This is a genomic window from Stenotrophomonas sp. YJH_SMC_94-11, from assembly GCF_059370435.1.
The window spans coordinates 79,819-99,520 of the sequence record NZ_JCAFTR010000013.1; the positions used below are offsets into that span (position 1 = coordinate 79,819).

17 protein-coding genes and 1 riboswitch are annotated in these 19,702 nt (G+C 66.5%); of the genes, 9 read left to right on the forward strand and 8 right to left on the reverse strand.

The features are described from left to right. Positions 1-23 precede the first annotated feature (23 nt). Positions 24-1,805 carry a peptidoglycan-binding protein gene (locus tag AC5P74_RS19020; RefSeq protein ID WP_346607454.1) on the forward strand — a complete coding sequence of 594 codons (1,782 nt, stop codon included), beginning with the start codon at positions 24-26 and terminating at the stop codon, positions 1,803-1,805. 222 nt (positions 1,806-2,027) lie between these two features. Here the strand turns inward: AC5P74_RS19020 and AC5P74_RS19025 are convergent, their stop codons facing one another. Continuing rightward, a complete protein-coding gene (locus tag AC5P74_RS19025; protein ID WP_329843286.1) occupies positions 2,028-2,675 on the reverse strand; it encodes a hypothetical protein in 648 nt (215 codons plus the stop codon). A gap of 69 nt (positions 2,676-2,744) precedes the next feature. On the opposite strand from AC5P74_RS19025, the gene AC5P74_RS19030 reads away from it, so the two are divergent. Further along, a complete protein-coding gene (locus AC5P74_RS19030) occupies positions 2,745-3,338 on the forward strand; it encodes a DUF4304 domain-containing protein (protein WP_346607453.1) in 594 nt (197 codons plus the stop codon). Positions 3,339-3,512: 174 nt separating this feature from the next. Here AC5P74_RS19030 and AC5P74_RS19035 read toward each other — a convergent pair whose 3' ends face one another. Next, the gene (locus AC5P74_RS19035) at positions 3,513-3,701 is read right to left on the reverse strand and encodes a sulfate transporter (RefSeq protein WP_329843288.1); all 189 of its coding nucleotides are present in this window, start codon (positions 3,699-3,701) and stop codon (positions 3,513-3,515) included. Between the two features lie 95 nt (positions 3,702-3,796). Here AC5P74_RS19035 and AC5P74_RS19040 point away from each other — a divergent pair, with 95 nt between their 5' ends. After that, positions 3,797-4,777: a cation diffusion facilitator family transporter gene (locus AC5P74_RS19040; RefSeq protein WP_372485088.1), complete on the forward strand. Its 981-nt coding sequence runs from the start codon at positions 3,797-3,799 to the stop codon at positions 4,775-4,777. 111 nt (positions 4,778-4,888) lie between these two features. Then, entirely contained in the window at positions 4,889-5,314 is a 426-nt protein-coding gene (locus tag AC5P74_RS19045; protein WP_004153735.1) for an organic hydroperoxide resistance protein, read from the forward strand. 231 nt (positions 5,315-5,545) lie between these two features. On the opposite strand, the gene mmsB is transcribed toward AC5P74_RS19045, so the two are convergent. The 5 genes from mmsB to AC5P74_RS19070 are packed head-to-tail and all read right to left on the reverse strand — an operon-like array spanning position 5,546 to position 11,085. Further along, a complete protein-coding gene (mmsB, locus tag AC5P74_RS19050; RefSeq protein WP_346607451.1) occupies positions 5,546-6,436 on the reverse strand; it encodes a 3-hydroxyisobutyrate dehydrogenase in 891 nt (296 codons plus the stop codon). Beyond that, positions 6,433-7,608, reverse strand: a complete 1,176-nt coding sequence (locus AC5P74_RS19055; protein WP_053498743.1) for an enoyl-CoA hydratase/isomerase family protein — start codon at positions 7,606-7,608, stop codon at positions 6,433-6,435. Before AC5P74_RS19055 ends, mmsB begins: the two co-directional genes overlap by 4 nt. Continuing rightward, positions 7,605-8,402 carry an enoyl-CoA hydratase gene (locus AC5P74_RS19060; protein WP_005420654.1) on the reverse strand — a complete coding sequence of 266 codons (798 nt, stop codon included), beginning with the start codon at positions 8,400-8,402 and terminating at the stop codon, positions 7,605-7,607. Before AC5P74_RS19060 ends, AC5P74_RS19055 begins: the two co-directional genes overlap by 4 nt. Continuing rightward, a complete protein-coding gene (locus AC5P74_RS19065) occupies positions 8,399-9,553 on the reverse strand; it encodes an acyl-CoA dehydrogenase family protein (protein WP_485129837.1) in 1,155 nt (384 codons plus the stop codon). Before AC5P74_RS19065 ends, AC5P74_RS19060 begins: the two co-directional genes overlap by 4 nt. Before the next feature lie 26 nt (positions 9,554-9,579). Further along, a complete protein-coding gene (locus AC5P74_RS19070; RefSeq protein WP_206619882.1) occupies positions 9,580-11,085 on the reverse strand; it encodes a CoA-acylating methylmalonate-semialdehyde dehydrogenase in 1,506 nt (501 codons plus the stop codon). 115 nt (positions 11,086-11,200) lie between these two features. On the opposite strand from AC5P74_RS19070, the gene AC5P74_RS19075 reads away from it, so the two are divergent. Further along, positions 11,201-12,568 carry a helix-turn-helix domain-containing protein gene (locus AC5P74_RS19075; protein ID WP_346607450.1) on the forward strand — a complete coding sequence of 456 codons (1,368 nt, stop codon included), beginning with the start codon at positions 11,201-11,203 and terminating at the stop codon, positions 12,566-12,568. Positions 12,569-12,920: 352 nt separating this feature from the next. On the opposite strand, the gene AC5P74_RS19080 is transcribed toward AC5P74_RS19075, so the two are convergent. Beyond that, entirely contained in the window at positions 12,921-14,813 is a 1,893-nt protein-coding gene (locus AC5P74_RS19080; protein WP_171958099.1) for a patatin-like phospholipase family protein, read from the reverse strand. Between the two features lie 194 nt (positions 14,814-15,007). Here AC5P74_RS19080 and AC5P74_RS19085 point away from each other — a divergent pair, with 194 nt between their 5' ends. The 4 genes from AC5P74_RS19085 to pncA all read left to right on the forward strand — a co-directional run bounded on the left by AC5P74_RS19085 (position 15,008) and on the right by pncA (position 19,337). Further along, positions 15,008-16,057: a bifunctional nicotinamide-nucleotide adenylyltransferase/Nudix hydroxylase gene (locus AC5P74_RS19085; RefSeq protein ID WP_053498734.1), complete on the forward strand. Its 1,050-nt coding sequence runs from the start codon at positions 15,008-15,010 to the stop codon at positions 16,055-16,057. A gap of 65 nt (positions 16,058-16,122) precedes the next feature. After that, positions 16,123-17,532 carry a nicotinate phosphoribosyltransferase gene (locus tag AC5P74_RS19090; protein WP_138953301.1) on the forward strand — a complete coding sequence of 470 codons (1,410 nt, stop codon included), beginning with the start codon at positions 16,123-16,125 and terminating at the stop codon, positions 17,530-17,532. Between the two features lie 98 nt (positions 17,533-17,630). Beyond that, positions 17,631-17,844, forward strand: a riboswitch (cobalamin riboswitch). A gap of 139 nt (positions 17,845-17,983) precedes the next feature. After that, positions 17,984-18,655 (forward strand): epoxyqueuosine reductase QueH, encoded by a 672-nt coding sequence (locus AC5P74_RS19095; RefSeq protein ID WP_235647696.1) that lies wholly within the window; start codon positions 17,984-17,986, stop codon positions 18,653-18,655. A gap of 55 nt (positions 18,656-18,710) precedes the next feature. Beyond that, positions 18,711-19,337: a bifunctional nicotinamidase/pyrazinamidase gene (pncA, locus tag AC5P74_RS19100; protein WP_346608200.1), complete on the forward strand. Its 627-nt coding sequence runs from the start codon at positions 18,711-18,713 to the stop codon at positions 19,335-19,337. Positions 19,338-19,702 lie beyond the last annotated feature (365 nt).

Sequence of the window (19,702 nt, forward strand, 5' to 3'; positions counted from 1 at the left end):
CTGACTGCACAAGGATGTAAGACATGCCAACCAACATCGATACCCATGATCTCGATGCCACCTCCGGCGCCGTGTATTTCGCCGTCGGCCGTGGTACCGAAGGTGGCCCCGCCTCCTACCATCTGGCCATCGCCGGCATCACCCAGGGCGTGACCGAACCGTACTGGGGCACGGTGAACAAAGTCGCGCAGAACAGCGGTTACAGCCTGGGCGCGATTCAGGTCGACTTCGGCCAGCGCGGCGAGTGGGCGCTGGGCGCCATCGACGGCCACGCACTGAAGGCGGGCGAGACGACCTATGTCGACGCCGTGATCGATCAGGCCAGCACCTATGCCAAGGCGCACAACCTGCCCTTCACCCAGGACCACGCCGACCTGCGCCGCGACCTGCTCAGCCACGGCAATGGCCTGAGCGGGCGCAGCTCGATCCAGTTCATCGATACCAACACGCGCGACAGCATCAACGCCTGGGCCGGTTCGGCCGAGGGCAAGCAGTGGATCCACGCGAATATCGACTACCCGCAGGTGCGCAACGCCACCCGGATCGGCATGGCGATGGTGGACGCACACGGCAGCGGCATCGCCGAGGAAAACCGCTTCGAAGCGATCAGCCTGATCGCCAAGACCGCCAACCAGTTGCCCAGCCAGTTGCCCAAGCTGCAGAAGGTGCTGGAAGAAGGCGGTGACTACGAGGCGCTGCGCGCGAAGGCCGGGCAGATCCGCGAGACCTACCAGTACTTCGACGCGCCCAAGGCCGGCGACATCGCCGTGCGCTACGAAAATGCCTACGCCAACAACAAGGACGCAATGGACCGCGCCCATGCCAAGGTCAGCAGCCGCGACTACTCGCCCGCCGGTGAGCACAACGATGCGGACATCAAGGTGGCGCTGGACCAGATCGGCGCACCGCGCCAGCAGGCCGGTTCGCAGACGTTGAAGGAAGGGTCCAGCGGCCGTGACGTGCTGAAGCTGGAAAGCAACCTGGTCACGCTGGGCTATGCCAGTGCTGACGGCCACCAGACACTGAATCCGGACCGGCGCTTCGATGCCACCACCCGCAAGGCGGTGGAAGACTTCCAGCGCGCACACAACCTGGACCCGGTGGACGGCAAGGCCGGGCCAGCCACGCTGGCCGCGATCGACCGCGACGCGCGCGAACTGCAGGGCAACCTGGCCGCGCTGGGGCTGACCGACGCCAAGGGCCAGGCCATCGGCAGCGATGGCTATCTGGGCGGTGGCAGCCGCCATGCGATCAATGCTTTCCAGCAGCAGCATGGCTTGCCTGCGACCGGCATTGCCGATGCGGAAACCCGCCAGGCGCTGGCCAATGAAGTGCAGCAGCGTGCGCAGGCGCAGGGCAACACCCCGGAACAGCAGGCAGCGGCCGAGCCTGCACGCGAGACGGTGTACCCGATGTCCGATCCGCGCAGCCCGCAGAACTGGCTGTACACCGAGACCCTGGTGCAGGTGAAGTTCGCCGAGGAAGCGCGTGGCCTGCCCTCCGGCGAGCACAGCGAGAAGCTGGCCGCTGCGCTTACCGTGGAAGCTGCACGTGCCGGCCTGTACCGGGTTGATCGCGTTGAGCTGAACCAGGATGGCTCGATGGCGCGCGCGGTGCAGGCCAATGCACTGCACGACGAAAGCGCGTTGAACCGCAATACCGCGCCGGTATCGACGGCAGACGCGATGCGCCAGAGCGTGCAGGAAAACAGCGAGCGGGCATTGCAGGTGAGCGATCAGCAGCGCGAGCAGCAGAAGATCGACCAGCAGACCCAGCAGCACGGCCCGCGGGCCATAATGGCGTAAGAGAGCGGGCCAACTGGCCCGTGAGTGCCATTGCCTTGCTCACCCCTCGTCGGCTTGAGGCCGACGAGGGCGTTGGTTGAGGTGCATCGGGGATTGTCGCAAATGCGAGGTCTTGCGCCCCGGAGCGTGCCCACGCTTCGAGGTAGTCGGCCTCGAGGTGTAGTCGATCCGGTTTGATCGCGTCGACGCTTTGACGACAGATAAGTCCGTCCGGAGCTTTCCCTAAGTGGTCAGTACCCGCCATCCATAGGCGGTCTGCTTCCAGTAGGCGTCCTGGCCATCTCCGGTCCATGCGAACGTCCACGTCTCGCGTGCGCATCCTGGAAGATCGTTGGTAATAGTGATCTTCTCTCCGGAAGCACCATGATGGAAAAGGGCGCGGATGGCTGGCGTCCGAGGTGAATCCCGCTCCCCCCTACAGCGATGGCGAATGGTCAGTGTCCCAAGTGCAAGCGTCCGCTGGTGGACATCCTTGCGTGCGTCCAGCCATCGAACGACTTCGTTCGCTTCGTCAGTTCCGGCGCTGTAGCGCGTGGTCCTATCGACGGCAACCGCAAGGCGGTCCAACGCCGTCACTCCCGGCCATGTCGTCGAACCAAGCGCAAGCGCAAAAGCCAACAGACATTTGAATGACACCGAAAAATTCGATTCCATGGATGCTGCTTCCTTGAACACAGAATCGCGTGTCTCCAGCCTGCTTCCATACTCAGAAGATTGGCAATGAGAAAAGCTGCAATCTGCATCATGCGATCCGACGTCTTTCGGGGTTTCGCGACCCAGGGAACAACGGCCAAACAACAACTTTTGTTGATAGCGACAGCTACTGGCGTCAATGCCAGTTACCGCTCCCAGCCAAGTCGATACACTCATTGCCTCGCACCGGCTTACCCAGTCTGAGAGGCCTCGCCTGCAATCATCCTCCCTCCTGATGCTCGCCTCATGACCGCTATCACAAAGCGCGCCCTGAGCATCGTCTACGCATCCTTGAAGGACGCAGGATTTGTCCGAAATGGACCAACTTTTACGAGATGCCGCGAGAATTTCATTGACGTGCTCTCGCCTCAGATCAGAAGCGACGGCAAAGCATTCGCACTCAATGTCGGTGTGCTCGCCCGCTTCATCCCGCGGCGTTGCATGGATCGGACCACCAATCTCAACGAAACCGACTGCGACGTGAGATGCAGGGCCGCTCCCCCAGGGAACAGCGACCATTGGATAGCCGTTGAAAAGGACGCTGATCTGCTCAGGACTGAGGTGGATGCTCTATTGACAGAGAGTGCCCTTCCCTTTTTCTCAAAGTTCCAGGACATCGATCCCATCTGTGAAGCTCTGACGGTCGCGGCCATTCAGGCCGACACGACGCCGGCACACTTCAGTTCGATCACGCGCGTCGGCAGGGCTCTGCTCGCTGCCCATTCGTGGCAGGCAAAGGCTGACACCGAATCTGCCAAGGCGCTGGCCACATATGGACTCTCCATCTGTAATGGCGCTACCTCACTGAAAAGCCGATTCAGGAAAATTCTGGAGGCTTAGCCCCCCAGAACCGACGCAGGCATTGAAACACTGCCGCCTCAGTGCCCGCCGCGCGCCACCCACCTGCTCGATCAACGTCTGGCTGGCAGCATTCAGCCCCACCACCGTCACCTTCGCCCTATGTGCGGCCAGCTATTCCTGCGCGCGTTCCAGCGCGGCTGCGGCGGTCAGGTCTCACAGGTGGGCGTCGCGCAGATCAATCTGCACCTTCGGCGTCACGTGCTGATAATCGAACACCGCACCCAGAGTGCCGGCCGAGGCAAGGAACACCTGCCCACGCACGCGGTAGACCTGCGTGTCACCGGCATCGTAGCGCTGCATATCCCGCATGCGGCCGAGGAATTCGATGACCAGGTTGGCCACGCCCTGGGCGGCGCATTCGCGGTCACGCTCGCTGGGCGTCTCAGCGATGTCCTCGACGTTCTGCGACGATGCCGGACAGCGGAAGGCAACGAAGCATGCCGCCGCTCTACAATCGGGCCATGGCCATCCACCGCCCGCCGTTCTTCGACCCCACCACCGAACAGGGCGTGCTGCGCCTGTCGATCGCCGCCTCGCTGCTGCTGGCCGCCGCCGCAGTGGTATTCGGCCTGCTGGCCAATTCCTCGCTGATCATCTTCGATGGCATCTACGGCCTGATCGACGTGGTGATGACCTGGCTGTCGCTGCTGGTGGCACGCCTGATCGCGCTGTCCACCCAGACCGACGCGCTGCAGTCGCGGCTCAACCAGCGCTTCACCATGGGGTTCTGGCACCTGGAGCCGATCGTGCTGGGGGTGAGCGGCACGCTGATGATCGGCGCGGCGCTGTATGCGCTGGTCAATGCGGTCGACGCGCTGATGTCCGGCGGCCGCCACATCGCGCTCGGCCCGGCCATCGCCTTCGCCGGGCTGTCGATCGTCGGCGAAGGTGCGCTGGCCTGGTTCGTGCTGCGCGCCAACCGGCGCATCGGTTCGGAGTTCATCGCACTGGACGCGAAGAACTGGGCGATCGCCGCCAGCATGTCGGCCTGCTATCTGCTGGCCTTCCTCGGCGGCGTGCTGGTGCAGGGCACCTCGCTGGCGTGGGTCGGGCCGTACATCGACCCGGCCATTCTCGCCTTCGTCTGCGTGCTGGTGATGATCGCCCCGCTCGGCACCGTGCGCCGGGCGCTGGCCGGCATCCTGCTGGTCACTCCGCCGGAACTGCAGGCGCATGTGGATGCGGTGGCACGCGCGATCGTGGCCAGGCACGGCTTCGTCGAGCACCGCAGCTACGTGGCGCAGGTGGGGCGTGGCGAGCAGATCGAGTTGTTCTTCGTGGTGCCGGAAGACGACCCGCCGCGGCCCTTGGTGGAATGGGACCGGCTGCGCGACGAGATCGGCGAAGCGCTGGGCGAGGCCTCGCCGGACCGCTGGCTGACCATCATGTTCACCACCGACCGCGAGTGGACGATCTAGGCCAACAGGACGATCGATCAAGTTTTTCGTACGCGTTGCAACCCAACGTACGCGGAAAGCGGGCAAAGTAGGCTCCAACGCAACACCCACCCACTGACCAGGAGCATCCCGATGTCCATCGAAAAGGTTCTGTACACCGCCCAGGCCACCTCCACCGGCGGCCGCGAAGGCCGTTCCGTCTCCTCCGACAACGTGCTGGACATCCAGCTGTCGACCCCACGCGAGCTGGGCGGCGCCGGTGGCCCAGGCACCAACCCGGAACAACTGTTCGCCGCCGGCTACTCGGCCTGCTTCCTGGGCGCGCTGAAGTTCGTGGCCGGCCAGGCCAAGGTCGCGCTGCCGGCCGACACCACCGTCACCGGCAAGGTCGGCATCGGCCAGATCCCGACCGGTTTCGGCATCGAGGCCGAGCTGACCATCAACGTGCCGGGCGTGCCGCGCGAGCAGGTGGAAGAACTGGTGCAGAAGGCACACATCGTGTGCCCGTACTCCAACGCCACCCGCGGCAACATCGACGTGACGCTGATCGTTGCCTGATGCAGCGCTGCCGGCCAACGGCCGGCACTACCCGCGCGCGGTGCAAAAAAATGGGCGGATGCCGGTCGAAACCAAACATCCGCCCATCCCACCCCGGGTGGGCCCCGGCGCGCGGCCGGGGACGCATTCGCTGCGGCGCGCATCCATCCTTCTGGAGAAGAGCCCCCTTGTTGTTCAAGGGGGCGCGCCAACGGCGCGGGGATAAGGTGGAATGCGCGGACCAGCGACCAGTTACTGGTCGCTGGTGATGAGCTGCACGACGCTGGAGAAATCCAGCTTGCCGCGGCCTGCCTGGTGGTTCATCGAGTACAGGTTGCGGGCCACTTCGCCCAGCGGGATCGAGGCGCCGACACTCATCGCCGCTTCCACCGCCAGGCCCATGTCCTTCAGCATCAGATCGCTGCCGAAACCGCCGCTGTAGCCGCGCGAGGCCGGCGCATTTTCCAGCACGCCCGGCCACGGGTTGCACACTTCGGTGGCCCAGCTGCGGCCGGTGCTGACCGCCATCATCTGCGACAGCACCTTCGGGTCCAGCCCGTGCGCCACGCCCAGTGCGATGGCTTCACCGGTCACCGCCATGATCACGCCCAGCGCCATGTTGTTGCACAGCTTGGCGACCTGGCCGGCACCGCTGGCGCCGACATGGAAGATGTTCTTGCCCATCGCCTGCAGCACCGGGCGGGCGCGCTCCAGCGCGTCCTCTTCGCCACCGACGATGAAGGTCAGGGTACCGGCCTGGGCGCCGGCGGTACCGCCGGAGACCGGCGCGTCGATCATCAGCAGGCCACGCGCGGCGGCCGCTTCCGAGACCTTGCGGGCACTGGCTGGTGCGATCGTGCTGCAGTCGATGACCAGTGCACCGGCCGGGATTGCGGCGAGGATGCCGTCATCGCCCAGGTAGACGCCTTCGACGTGGCGGCTGGCCGGCAGCATCGAGATCACGACTTCCGCATCGGCCAGGGTGTCGCGTGCCGACGACGCCGCGCTGGCACCGGCATCGACGGCGGCCTGCACCGCGGCCGGGACCAGATCGAACACGCGCACGGTGTGGCCGTTCTTGACCAGATTGGCGGCCATCGGGCCACCCATGTTGCCCAACCCGATGAATGCAATGCGGCTCATGCAAGGCTCCTTTCAACAAGGGGAGTGCCCAGGTCGGCCAGCGGATGCGCGGCAGCGGCCCAGGGGGAAGCGAAGAAGGTGTCGGCCCACGCACCGGTGGCCTCGGCCAGGGTGGCCGGGTTCCACTGCGGATTGCGGTCCTTGTCGATCAGCAGCGCGCGGATGCCTTCGGCGAAATCACCGTGGGCGGCGCAATGCAGGGCGACGATGTACTCCAGGCGGTAGATCGCGGCCAGATCCTGGCCGGCACTGCGGCGCTGCAGCTCGTACGACAACCGTGCCGAACCCGGCGCACCGGCGGCGAGGGTCTTCTGTGCCGCCTGCAACCACGCATCATCGGTCTGCAGGCCGGCAATGCGCGCGACAATGGCTTCAAGGTCATCGCCTTCGCACAACGCATCGACCTGCGCCGCATTGGCCAGCAGCGGACCGGTGGCGGCATCGCTGGCATGCGCCTGCAGCAGATGGGTCAGGCGTTCGTGGTTGTGTGCGGAGTCACTGGACCAGGCCACCTGCAGCAGCGCATCGAACACCGTACTGCGGCGCTCTTCGGGCACATGTACATCGGCCAGGCCAGCGTAGATGGCATCGCCCGGGTTGAGCAGCGCGCCGGTCAGGGCCAGGAACAGCCCGCCCTTGCCCGGCACGCGCGGCAGCAGCCAGCTGCCACCGACATCAGGGAACAGGCCGACGGTGATTTCCGGGAAGGCCAGCTTGGAGCGCTCGCTGACCACACGGTGGCTGGCGCCGGACATCAGGCCGATGCCGCCGCCCATCACGATGCCGTGGCCCCAGCACAGGATCGGCTTGGCGTAGGTGTGGATGAGGTAATCGACGCGGTACTCAACGTCGAAGAACTCGGCGGCGTAGTCGTTCTCGCGGATGTCGCTGCGGCCGTCCTCACGGAAGGCGACCATGGCCTTGTACAGGCTGTGCAGGTCGCCGCCGGCGCAGAACGCCTTTTCGCCAGCACCCTGCAGCACCACCATGGCGATGCCGTCGTCGTCGGCCCAAGCGTTCAACTGCTCCAGCAGCAGGTGTGCCATCGGCAGCGAGAAGCCATTGAGCGTGCGCGGCGCGTTGAGCGTGGCGAGGCCGATGCGCACGCCGTTACCGGCCACGCGCTCCTCGAACAGCACCGGTGCGTCGTCGGCAGCGGTGTCGGCGCTCATGCGTTCTTCCACTGCGCGGCGCGCTTTTCCAGGAAGGCAGTCACGCCCTCGACCTGGTCGGCGGTGTCGAACAGGTCGACGAAGGCTTCGCGCTCGGCCACCAGCGCCGAGGCGTGGGTGCCGGTGCGGGTGGACTGCACCAGCGTCTTGCAGGCGGCGATGCTGGTCGGGCTCTGCTTGCCGGCCTTTTTCGCCCATTCCAGCGCCAGTGCCTTGGCTTCGCCCTTGCCGACCTTTTCTTCGGCCAGCCCGATGCGCAGCGCGGTCTCGGCGTTGATGCGCTCACCCAGCAGGATCATGCGCTTGGCCCAGCCTTCGCCGACCAGGCGCGGCAGGTTCTGGGTGCCACCGGCGCACGGCAGCAGGCCAACGGTGGCCTCCGGCAGCGCCACCTGGGCGTGCTCTTCGATGATGCGCAGGTCGCAGGCCAGTGCGCATTCCAGGCCTCCGCCCATCGCGTAGCCGTTGATCGCGGCGATCGACACGCCACGGAAACCGGACAACGCCTCGAAGGCTTCGCCGAAACGGCGCGCGGCTTCGCGCGCTGCGGCCTTGTCGCCGGAAGCGAACTGGTTGAGGTCGGCACCGGCGGAGAAGAACTTCTCGCCGTCACCGGTGATCACCAGCGCGTAGATGTCGCGGTCTGCGTTGAGCGCGCCGACCAGGTCGCGCAGCGCCGACAGGCTGTGCACGGTCCAGGTGTGCGCCGGCGGGTTGTTCAGGGTGACCACGGCGGTATGGCCGTCGGCCTCGACCTTCAGGCCCACGTGCTCCTGGGTACGCCAATCCTTCATCGCAGTTCCTCTTCGGTGTTGAGCAGGTGACGGGCAACGATCACCCGCATGATCTCATTGGTGCCTTCCAGGATCTGGTGCACGCGGCAGTCACGCAGCAGGCGCTCGATCGGGTACTCGCGGATGTAGCCGTAGCCACCGTGGATCTGCAGCGCTTCATTGCAGACGTTGAAACCGGCATCGGTGGCGAAGCGCTTGGCCATCGCGCACCACACATTGGCATCGCTGGCCCCGGCATCGAGCTTGCGTGCGGCGGTGTGCACCATCTGCCGCGCAGCCACCAGTTGGGTGACCATGTCGGCCAGCTTGAACTGCAGCGCCTGGAACTCGGCCAGCGCCTTGCCGAACTGGCGGCGCTCGCCCATGTAGCGGCGCGCGGCATCCAGCGCGCCCTGCGCGGCACCCAGCGAGCAGGCGGCAATGTTGATGCGGCCACCATCAAGCCCCTTCATCGCCAGCTTGAAGCCGCCGCCTTCCTCTCCCAGAAGGTGGCTGACCGGCACGCGGACGTTTTCGAAGGTGATGCCACGGGTGGGCTGGCTGTTCCAGCCCATCTTCTCTTCCTTGCGGCCGAAGCTGATGCCCGGCAGGTCCGACGGCACTGCAATGGCGCTGACGCCGCCAGCACCGGCACCGCCGGTACGTGCCATCACCACCAGCAGTTCGGTGGCACCGGCGCCGGAGATGAAGGCCTTCGAGCCGTTCAGCACGTAATGATCGGCGTCGCGCACGGCGGTGGTCTTCAGCGAGGCCGCATCCGAGCCGGCACCCGGTTCGGTCAGGCAGTACGAGGCCAGCTTGCTGCCCGCGGACAGGTCAGTGCCCCACGCATCGCGCAGTGCTGGCTGGCCCCACGTGGACACCATCCACGAGGCCATGTTGTGGATGCTGATGTAGGCCGCAGTCGACGGATCGACGTTGGCGAGCTCCTCGATGACGACGGCGGCGTCCAGCCGGCTCAGGCCGCTGCCGCCCACTTCCGGGTCCATGTACAGACCGCAGAAGCCCAGTTCACCGGCCTTGGCGATCGCCTCGCGCGGAAAGATGCCCTCCGCATCCCATCGCGCGGCGTGTGGCGCCAGTTCGGCCTGTGCGAAGTCGCGCGCTGCCTCGCGGTACGCCTGCTGCGCTTCTTCCAGTTCCGTCGTCATCGAGTGGCTCATGGCTGCTCCTGCCGTTACTTCAGGCTGATCGTGGTGTTGACGCCGTGGCTCAGCGTTTCGTCATCGAACCAGCGCGCGGTGACCGTCTTGGTCTGGGTGTAGAACAGCACCACCTGCTTGCCGTATGGGCCCAGGTCGCCCAGCTTGGAGGCGCGCGAACCGGTGAACGAGAACAGCGGCACCGGCACCGGGATCGGCACGTTGATGCCGACCTGGCCGACGTCGATGTCTTCCTGGAACTTGCGCGCGGCCGCGCCGGACTGGGTGAACAGTGCGGTGCCGTTGCCGTTCGGGTTGCTGTTGACCATCGCGATGGCGTCTTCCAGCGTCTCCGCTTCGAGGATGACCAGCACCGGCCCGAAGATTTCTTCCTGGTAGATGCGCATGTCGGTGGTGACACCGGCAAAGATGGTCGGGCCGACGAAGTTGCCCTTCTCGAAGCCATCCACCTGCGGGTTGCGGCCATCGAGCACCAGCGAGGCGCCCTGCTCCACCCCCGAGGCGATCAAGCCTTCCACGCGCTCGCGGGCACTGCAGGAAATGACCGGACCGACGTCGGTGCCGGATACGGTGCCGGCGCTGACCTTCAGGGTCTTGGCCTTTTCGACCAGATCCTGCACCCAGTTGCGCGCTTCACCGACCAGCACCAGGGTGGAGGCAGCCATGCAGCGCTGGCCCGCGGCGCCGAAGGCCGCACCGACCATCGCGTTGAGGGTCTGTTCCTTGTTGGCGTCCGGCAGCACCACGGCGTGGTTCTTGGCGCCCATCATGCACTGCACGCGCTTGCCGGCCAGCGAGGCACGGTTGTACACGTGGGTGCCGACGCGGGTGGAACCGACGAACGACACGGCCTTGATGTCCGGGTGGTCGCAGATCGCGTTGACCACTTCTTCGCCGCCGTGGACGACGTTCAGCACGCCCTTCGGAATGCCGGCTTCCAAGGCAAGCTCGACCAGGCGCATGGTGACCATCGGGTCCTGCTCGGACGGCTTGAGGATGAAGGTGTTGCCCGTTGCAATCGCCATCGGGAACATCCACAGCGGGATCATCGCCGGGAAGTTGAACGGGGTGATGCCGGCGCACACGCCCAGCGGCTGCATGATCGTGTAGGTGTCCACGCCATTGGCCACGTTGTTGGCCAGCTCGCCCAGTTGCAGGTTGCCGATGGCGGCGGCGTGCTCGACCACTTCCAGGCCGCGGAACACATCGCCTTCGGCGTCCGGCAGGGTCTTGCCCTGTTCGGCGGTGAGGATGTGGGCCAGCTCGCTCATGTTTTCGCGGATCAGCTGCTGGTACTTCAGGAAGATGCGCGCACGGGTGCCGATCGGGGTCTTGCGCCAGGTCTTGAAGGCCTCCTTGGCGGCTGCGACGGCGGCGTCCACTTCACCGGTGGTGGCGAAGGGCACCTTGGCCAGCACGTCCTGGGTGGCCGGATTGATCACGTCCTGCCAGTGGGAGGTGGCCGATTCAACGAACTGGCCATCGATCAGCATGCGGATACGGGGCGCTTCAACAGTCATGACGACAATCCCACAGGGTGCGAAAGATGCTTGGCATTATTCACAGCACGCACCTCGATTTCCGGGCTGAATCCGCTTAATCTGGCCAACACACCCCACGATTCCTGTTAATTTTGTGAATACCCCAGCTCCCCAGCGGCAACTCGGCCTGCGCGTGCTGCGCCTGCGCGAACAGCGCGGCTACAGCCAGGTTGACCTGGCGCGGGCGCTGGGGCTGTCGGCCAGCTACCTGAACCAGATCGAGCGCAACAAGCGCCCCCTCACACCAGCGGTGCAGAAGAAGCTGGGCGAGGTATTGGGCGATGTTTCCGTGTTGTTCGACGAAGATGAGCCCGCCGCGCTGCAGGAAGCGCTGGGCGAGACCCTGCGCGACCTGGGCCTGGCCGAAGTCAGTGCCACCGAACTGCGCGCCCTGGCGGGCAACCTGCCGCAGGTCAGCCGTGCGCTGCTGGACCTGCACCGCCGCCACCTGGCACTGCGCGAGCATGCCGCCGCGCTGGAATTCCAGCTGGGCGAGCCCGGCGCCGGCAGCACCCTGCCGGCCGGCGACCAGGTACGCGAGTTCTTCAACCGCATGCACAACCACATTCCCGAGCTGGACGAACTGGCCGAGCGCCTGTTCGCCGAGTGGGGGCTCTCGCCCGGGCATGTGGCGCCGCGCTTGCGCCAGCTGCTGGCCGACCGTCACGGCGTGCTGGTGGAAGTGGCCGCACTGCAGGCCGGGCGCGAGAAGCGCCAGTACGATGCGGGTACGCGGCGGCTGTGGCTGCCGGACTACCTGGAGCCGGGCCAGCAGGCGTTCCAGATGGCCGCCGAACTGGCCCTGCACGGCTACCTGCCGCAGATCGATGCGGTGGTGGCGCGTGCCGGCTTCACCGATGACGCATGCATCGCGCAGGCACGGGTGGGTCTTTCAAATTACTTCGCCGGCGCGCTGGTCATGCCCTACATGCGCTTCCTGCGTGCGGCCGAGGCCAGCAGCTATGACATCGAACTGCTGGCGCACCAGTTCGGCGTCGGCTTCGAGGCGGTCTGCCACCGGCTGAGCACGCTGGCACGGCGCAGTGCGCCCGGCCTGCCGTTCTTCTTCATCCGCGTAGACCGTGCCGGCAATGTGTCCAAGCGCCATTCGGCCACCGACTTCCATTTCTCGCAGGTGGGCGGCTCGTGCCCGCTGTGGATCGTCTACGAGGCGTTCAACCAGCCCGGGCGCATCCTTACCCAGACCGCGCGCATGCCCGACGGGCGCCGCCATTTCTGGCTGGCGCGGCAGGTCAGCAGTGGCCCGGTGGGCCATGGCCAGCCGCGCAAGACCTTCGCGGTGGCGCTGGGCTGCGATCTACAGCATGCCGAACGCCTGGTGTATTCGCTGGGGCTGGATGTGCAGAGCCCAGGGAACTCGGTTTCGATCGGACCGGGTTGCCGGGTGTGCCCACGCGAGGACTGCATGCAGCGTGCGTTCGCGCAGTTACCGGGGCGATAGGGTTGGTTCGGCAGGGCTGCGCCCTGCACCTGCCGAAGCCGAAGCAACAGCAACAGCAACAGCAAAAGCTGGCATTCCGTGGGATTGCGGGGCGGTGTCGGATTGCGGGGACGCCGTGAACCCGTCCCTGGGGGCTTGGCCGCGGCATCCATGCCGCGGACACCCCGCAATCCGACACCACCCCGCCTTCGACAGTTTCCTTCCATCTGTCGGAACGACGTATTGCTCTGGTAGGTGTCGACCTTGGTCGACACGGTAGATCCACGCCATGCGTGGATGCTCTTCGATGAATGTTCGAAATATTCGATTTCGATGGACGTTCATCCACGCATGGCGTGGTTCTACTACCGGGTCAGTAGATCGGCGTCACCTTCATCTGCGGCAGCGGGCGCGGTGCGCCGTCGGTCAGGTCCGGGCCAAGGTCTTCCCAGGTGCGGCCCTGCTCGACCATCTGCGCCCACAGCTGCTGCGAGCCGCGACGCTTGTCTTCCGAGCCCAGCTTGTACGACGGCGGTGCCGGCTCGCCACGGGCAACCATCGAGTACGCCGCGCGGTAGGCCAGCACCTGCTGCGCCGGGTCGTCGGTACGCGCCACTTCCAGCGTGTAGCGCTGGTAGGCCGAGGCCAGGTTTCGCCAGCGGATCCAGTAGTGGTTCCCGAACGAGAACGAACAGAAGCGCGCACCCGCCAGGCTGCCCTTGTCGGCGATGCGGGTCAGCACCTCCTGCGGCATGTCCAGGTTCATGCCGCCTTCGTCGCCCTGCAGGCTGACGTGCACGATGCGGTCACGGTAACCCGGCGCGCGCGCCTGCAGCAGGTCGCGCCAGTTCTGCATGGTCGCCACCACCGCGAACAGGAAGCGACCCAGCTCGGCCGCCGCCAACGGTCTGGCGATCGACTGGTAGGTCCGCTGCCAGCCGTGGCGGTTCTCGGTGGGCAGGAACACGGCATGTTCCAGCGCCTGGCGGCCATCACTACCGTGGCCCACGTCTTCGGCATGCTGCGGGTAGACCAGGTTGATGGCGAAGGTCGGCCAGCGCGGCAACGCGGCATCGAACAGATGGATCGGGAAGTTGCTGCTGATGCCGCCATCGGAGAACCAGCAGATGCGGAACGCGGTGATCACCGGGCCGCAGGTCTGCCCAGCGCTGGTCAGCCCTTCCATGCTGTCGGCCACGTTGTGTTCCTGGTCGGCGGCCGGTGCAGTGGGTTCGCAGCGGCGCTCGCGGCGCGAGGGCTCATGCAGCGGCACCGCGCTGATCAGCAACGGGAAACTCAGGCTCATGCGCGTGGCCACCAGCACCGGCAGCTTCGGGCCCTGCGGCAGGTGGTAGTACCGGCGCCCTTCCACCTCCAGCGGCGGGCCGGCCTGCGTCACCAGCCACTGCACCACGCTGGCGGGGAACAACTGCTCGAACTCCTCGCGCAGGAACCAGAACTGCGCGCCGCCCAGCGGCAGTGTGCGTGGTTCATTGTGCGACACGCAGGTGGTGATCATCTGCAGGCTGATCGCATGCGGGCTGTCCGGCTCGCCGGCATAGCGCGGCGCCTCGTGCAGGTCGGCAAAGGTCAGCGGTGCATCCAGCGGCTTGCCGGACAACTGCTGCAGGCATTCATGCAGCCACTCGGTCAATGCCGGTTTACGTGCATCGCGGCCGAGGCCACTGCACAGGCCCAGCAGGTTGCGCCGGGCCACACGCGCAACGCGCAACGCGGCTCCGGCCACGCCTGCACCGTAGGCGCACAGCAGCGACGGCAGCAGCGTTGCGGCCACGCCGCTCCAGCCACCGCCCCACCAGCCCAGGCCGAGCAGCAGCGCCAGCGACACCAGCACTTCCAGCGGCGCGATCTCGAATACCGCCACCGCCAGGCACAGCAGCTTGTGCGGCAGGCCGGCATTGCCGGTCAGCACCACCAGCAGCCGATAGGCCGCGCGCGCGCCCCGCGCCGGTTGGAACAGGCTGTAGATGAACCCGCGCCGCGACAACTGCGCCGACACCGCCGACAGCCCGCCATAACCGGCATCACCGGGCAGGTGCTCGCCGGCCTGCATGCGGCGATCACCGCATGCCGCCGCAGCCGCTACCGCCGCAGCGATGGCGCCAGCGGAGGTGCCGCCGATGCTCTTGAACCGATACTCGCGTGCCAGCGCCAGTACCGCATTGGGGTACACGATGCCGCTGGTGATGCCGCCTTTCATGACCAGATCGCAGTACTTGTCCGCCACCGTCTTGCCCCCGAGCATGCCGTCCGCCGCGTGAATGCCAGTATGGCGCAGCGGCTTCTCAGGGCCTGAGAACACCACCGCAGTCCGGGCGGGAATCTGCGGCGTTCAGCAGATGGCAGGCCTGCAGGCTTGACCGGCCCCACCATCGGCGTAGCATCTGCAGCAAGCCAAGGGACAGACCCGCGGCTGCCACAACGACATGAGGGATTCTCATGGAATTCGACTATCTCGTCTTCATCGGGCGATTCGAGCCCTTCCACAACGGCCACGCCGCCGTTGCCCACCTGGCCCTGAGCCGGGCCCGCAAGCTGATCTTCCTGGTCGGCTCTGCCGATACCCCCCGCAGCCTCCGCAATCCCTGGACCGTGGCCGAACGCGCCGTGATGATCCAGGCAGCCCTCGATGGCCACACCGACCGCCTGCTGATCCGCCCGCTGCGCGACCACCTGTACAACGAAGCGCAGTGGATCGCCAACGTGCAGCGCCAGGTGGCCGAAGCCCTGCGCAACGACGGCGCCGCCGCCGATGCCAAGGTCGGCCTGATCGGCATGGACAAGGATGCCTCCAGCTACTACCTGAGGGAGTTCCCGCAATGGCCGCTGGTGGACGTGCAGCACACCGCCACCCTGTCGGCCACCGAGCTGCGGCGCTACCTGTTCGAAGCCGGCGACGTCGACTTCCACGGCGCGCTGCTGATGCTGCGTGGCAATGTGCCGGCGCCGGTGTACGACATGCTCGAAGCGTTCCGCAAAAGCGCGCCTGCGTATGCCCAGCTGGTGGCCGAGTACCGCTTCATCGAACAGTACAAGGCCGCCTGGAAGGATGCGCCCTACGCGCCCACCTTCGTCACCACCGATGCGGTGGTAGTGCATTCGGGCCACGTGCTGCTGGTACGGCGCCGTTCGGAGCCCGGCAAGGGCCTGTGGGCGCTGCCCGGCGGTTTCGTTGGCCAGGAGCAGAGCCTGCTGGACAGTTGCCTGCGCGAACTGCGCGAGGAAACCCGTCTGAAGATTCCGCTGCCGGTGCTGAAGGGTTCGCTGAAGGGCCAGCAGGTATTCGACCACCCCGACCGCAGCCAGCGCGGCCGCACCATCACCCACGGGTTCCACTTCGAATTCCCGGCCGGTGACCTGCCGCCGGTGCGCGGTGGCGACGACGCCGACAAGGCGCGCTGGATACCGGTGAGTGAGGCGTTGGACATGGGCCCGCAGCTGTTCGAGGACCACCTGCACATCCTGGAGTATTTCCTCGGCCGCGGCTGACCTGCCCGGCTCTCCCCACTGGCGGATAGACCGCTGGTGTCACTCGACGCGAAGGAGCTTCCGTCATGCACTACCTCGATAATCTTCTCCTCAACACCGACAGCTACAAGGCCAGCCATTGGCTGCAGTACCCGCCGGGTACCGATGCCACGTTCTTCTACGTCGAATCACGTGGCGGCCTGCACGATCGCACGGTGTTCTTCGGCCTGCAGGCGATCCTCAAGGACGCGCTGGCACGGCCGGTCACCCACGCTGACATCGACGACGCTGCTGCGGTATTCGCCGCCCATGGCGAGCCGTTCAACGAAGCCGGCTGGCGCGATATCGTCGACCGGCTCGGGGGCAACCTGCCAGTGCGCATCCGTGCCGTGCCCGAGGGCAGCGTGGTACCCACCCACCAGGCACTGATGACGATCGAGTCGACCGACCCGGCTGCATTCTGGGTGCCGTCGTACCTGGAAACGCTGCTGCTGCGCGTGTGGTACCCGGTCACCGTGGCCACCATCAGCTGGCATGCACGGCAGACCATTGCTGCGTTCCTGCAGCAGACCAGCGACGATCCGCAGGGGCAGCTGCCCTTCAAGCTGCACGACTTCGGCGCGCGCGGTGTATCGAGCCTGGAATCGGCTGCGCTCGGTGGTGCCGCACACCTGGTCAACTTCCTCGGCACCGACACCGTCTCGGCCCTGTGCCTGGCCCGCGCGCACTATCACGCGCCGATGGCCGGTTATTCGATTCCCGCCGCCGAGCACAGCACCATCACCAGCTGGGGCCGCGAGCGCGAAGTGGACGCCTACCGCAACATGCTGCGCCAGTTCGGCAAGCCGGGCGCGATCGTGGCAGTGGTGTCGGACAGCTATGACATCTACCGCGCGATCAGTGAACACTGGGGCACGACGCTGCGTGATGAAGTGATCGCTTCGGGCGCCACCCTGGTCATCCGCCCCGACTCGGGTGACCCGGTGGACGTGGTGGCCGAAAGCCTGCGCCGGCTGGATGAAGCATTCGGCCACACCCTCAACGGCAAGGGCTACCGCGTACTCAACCACGTGCGGGTGATCCAGGGCGATGGCATCAACCCGGATACGATCCGCGCCATCCTGCAGCGCATCACCGAAGACGGCTACGCCGCCGACAACGTGGCCTTCGGCATGGGCGGCGCGCTGTTGCAGCGGCTGGACCGCGACACCCAGAAGTTCGCGCTGAAGTGCTCGGCAGCACGGGTCGAGGGTGAGTGGATCGACGTCTACAAGGACCCGGTCACCGATGCCGGCAAGACCAGCAAGCGTGGCCGCATGCGCCTGCTGCGGCGCCTGGATGACGGCAGCCTGCACACGGTGGCGTTGCCTCCCAGCGGTGACGAGGCGCTGCCGACCGGCTTCGAGGATGCGATGGTGACCGTGTGGGAGAACGGGCGCCTGCTGCACGACCAGCGCTTGGATGAGATCCGCGCGCGGGCTGCGGCGGGGCGTTGAGGCGCATCCCGACCGGGGTCGGATCCCGTTGCAGCGCAAAGGGCTCCGACCCCGGTGCCCCTTGACCCACGCCGGCAACGCGTCCACCGTGGGCACGCCGAAGGTATCCCTGCCGTGGCTGGATGGCGGCAGGGAGTTAAACGGGAATCCGGTGAAGGCGCTTCGTGCGCCCATTCCGGAGCTGCCCCGCAGCGGTGAATGGAAACGAATCCTGCCAACAGCACTGGGCTCGCGCCTGGGAAGCGGCAGGGAGTAGGTGGGCTGCGGCCCGTGTCCATCAGCCCGAATACCGGCCCCGGCCGGGGGACACGACCGTCCCCTGATTCGACCTGGACTCTCCGCGGGGAGGGTGCCGGGGCCATCGCCAGCCTGCACGTACAGGCGGCGTGGCCGCGCGCGTCCTGTTCACGGTAACCGGCCAGACCGCTCCCACGCCCTGACGCACGCCACGATGACCGAGTTCCAACGCCCCACCCTGACCCTGCCCGCCGATGGCAAGCGCCTGCTGCTGCATTCGTGCTGCGCGCCGTGCTCGGGCGAAGTGATGGAGGCGATCACCGCTTCCGGGATCGACTACGCGATCTTCTTCTACAACCCCAACATCCATCCGGTGAAGGAGTACGAGCTGCGCAAGCAGGAGAACATCCGCTTCGCCGAGCAGCACGGCATTCCGTTCATCGACTGCGACTACGACACCGACAACTGGTTCAGCCGTGCGCGTGGCATGGAGAACGAGCCCGAGCGCGGCATCCGCTGCACGATGTGCTTCGACATGCGTTTCGAGCGCACCGCGCTGTACGCGCATGAACACGGCTACGACACCATCAGTTCGTCGCTGGGCATCTCGCGCTGGAAGAACATGGCGCAGATCAACGACTGCGGCATCCGCGCGGCGTCGCGCTATGAAGGCCTGCAGTACTGGGACTACAACTGGCGCAAGGGCGGCGGTGCCAGCCGCATGATCGAGATCAGCAAGCGCGAGCAGTTCTACCAGCAGGAGTACTGCGGCTGCGTGTACTCGCTGCGCGATGCCAACCGCCACCGCCGCGAGAACGGGCGCGAACGGATCAAGATCGGCCTGCTGTACTACGGGCAGGACGCTGAGACGCCGCAGGGCGATTGACGTGCAGGCATGGGGCGGCCACGCTGGTCGCCCCTTCTGTTGTACCGGAACTGCCATGACCGCCCTGCCCGCCGATGTCGCCCTGCTGGTGATCGACCTGCAGCCGGACTTCATGCCCGGCGGTGCGCTGGCCTGCGACCAGGGCGATGCGCTGGTGGCACCGATTGCCGACCTGCTGGCACAGCGTCGCTACCGCACCGTGGTGGCGACCCAGGACTGGCACCCGGCCGACCACGCCTCGTTCGCCAGCCAACACCCCGGCCAGCGCCCGTTCGAAACCATCCTGCTGCACGCGCAGCCACAGACCCTGTGGCCCGACCATTGCGTGCAGGGCAGCGATGGCGCCGCGCTGCACCCGGGCGTGGACTGGGCCGTGGCCGACCTGATCCTGCGCAAGGGCACGCGCCAACAGGTGGATTCGTACAGCGCCTTCCGCGAGAACCACGGCCCTGATGGCGAGCGCCCGGCCACCGGCCTGGCCGGCTGGCTGCATGAGCGCCGCATCCGCGAAGTGCATGTGTGCGGCCTGGCCCGCGACTACTGCGTGCTGTGGAGCGGGCAGGATGCGGTGAAGTCCGGCTTCCGGGTGAAGTTCCTGTGGGAGCTGACCCGGCCGGTGACCGAAGCCAACGACGCGATGGTGCGCGAAGCGCTGGGCAAGGCAGGGATCGCGATCGCCTGAGGCGTGACCGCCGGGCATGGCCCGGCGCTACCGCGCACGTCGCTTATGCCGCTTGCGCGCTCCTGCCCACAACAACACAATCGATTCATCCAGCCCCCTAACTACGCCCCCCTACAGATCGCGGGACGGCCGAACCAGGGGCTTTTCATTGGATGAAATCAGGATTCGGTAGTGCCGGCCGCTGGCCGGCAACCTCGGGATCTCTGCAGTTGCCGGCCAGCGGCCGGCACTACCGGATAGCACCCGTGGTAGCGCCGGGCCATGCCCGGCGGACGCGGGATGGGCGATTACCGGAACACCACCGTGCGGTGCCCGTTGAGCAGGATGCGGTGCTCCACATGGCGGCGCACCGCGCGCGCCAGCAC

Excerpts from the sequence above, each read along its gene's own strand:
- mmsB (WP_346607451.1), bottom strand. The coding sequence starts at position 6,436 with ATGAGCCGCATTGCATTCATCGGGTTGGGCAACATGGGTGGCCCGATG.
- AC5P74_RS19095 (WP_235647696.1), top strand. The coding sequence starts at position 17,984 with ATGACCGAGTTCCAACGCCCCACCCTGACCCTGCCCGCCGATGGCAAG.
- AC5P74_RS19055 (WP_053498743.1), bottom strand. The coding sequence starts at position 7,608 with ATGAGCGCCGACACCGCTGCCGACGACGCACCGGTGCTGTTCGAGGAG.
- AC5P74_RS19020 (WP_346607454.1), top strand. The coding sequence starts at position 24 with ATGCCAACCAACATCGATACCCATGATCTCGATGCCACCTCCGGCGCC.
- AC5P74_RS19070 (WP_206619882.1), bottom strand. The coding sequence starts at position 11,085 with ATGACTGTTGAAGCGCCCCGTATCCGCATGCTGATCGATGGCCAGTTC.
- AC5P74_RS19080 (WP_171958099.1), bottom strand. The coding sequence starts at position 14,813 with ATGCTCGGGGGCAAGACGGTGGCGGACAAGTACTGCGATCTGGTCATG.
- AC5P74_RS19065 (WP_485129837.1), bottom strand. The coding sequence starts at position 9,553 with ATGACGACGGAACTGGAAGAAGCGCAGCAGGCGTACCGCGAGGCAGCG.
- AC5P74_RS19085 (WP_053498734.1), top strand. The coding sequence starts at position 15,008 with ATGGAATTCGACTATCTCGTCTTCATCGGGCGATTCGAGCCCTTCCAC.
- pncA (WP_346608200.1), top strand. The coding sequence starts at position 18,711 with ATGACCGCCCTGCCCGCCGATGTCGCCCTGCTGGTGATCGACCTGCAG.
- AC5P74_RS19045 (WP_004153735.1), top strand. The coding sequence starts at position 4,889 with ATGTCCATCGAAAAGGTTCTGTACACCGCCCAGGCCACCTCCACCGGC.
- AC5P74_RS19025 (WP_329843286.1), bottom strand. The coding sequence starts at position 2,675 with ATGAGTGTATCGACTTGGCTGGGAGCGGTAACTGGCATTGACGCCAGT.
- AC5P74_RS19030 (WP_346607453.1), top strand. The coding sequence starts at position 2,745 with ATGACCGCTATCACAAAGCGCGCCCTGAGCATCGTCTACGCATCCTTG.
- AC5P74_RS19060 (WP_005420654.1), bottom strand. The coding sequence starts at position 8,402 with ATGAAGGATTGGCGTACCCAGGAGCACGTGGGCCTGAAGGTCGAGGCC.
- AC5P74_RS19040 (WP_372485088.1), top strand. The coding sequence starts at position 3,797 with ATGCCGCCGCTCTACAATCGGGCCATGGCCATCCACCGCCCGCCGTTC.
- AC5P74_RS19090 (WP_138953301.1), top strand. The coding sequence starts at position 16,123 with ATGCACTACCTCGATAATCTTCTCCTCAACACCGACAGCTACAAGGCC.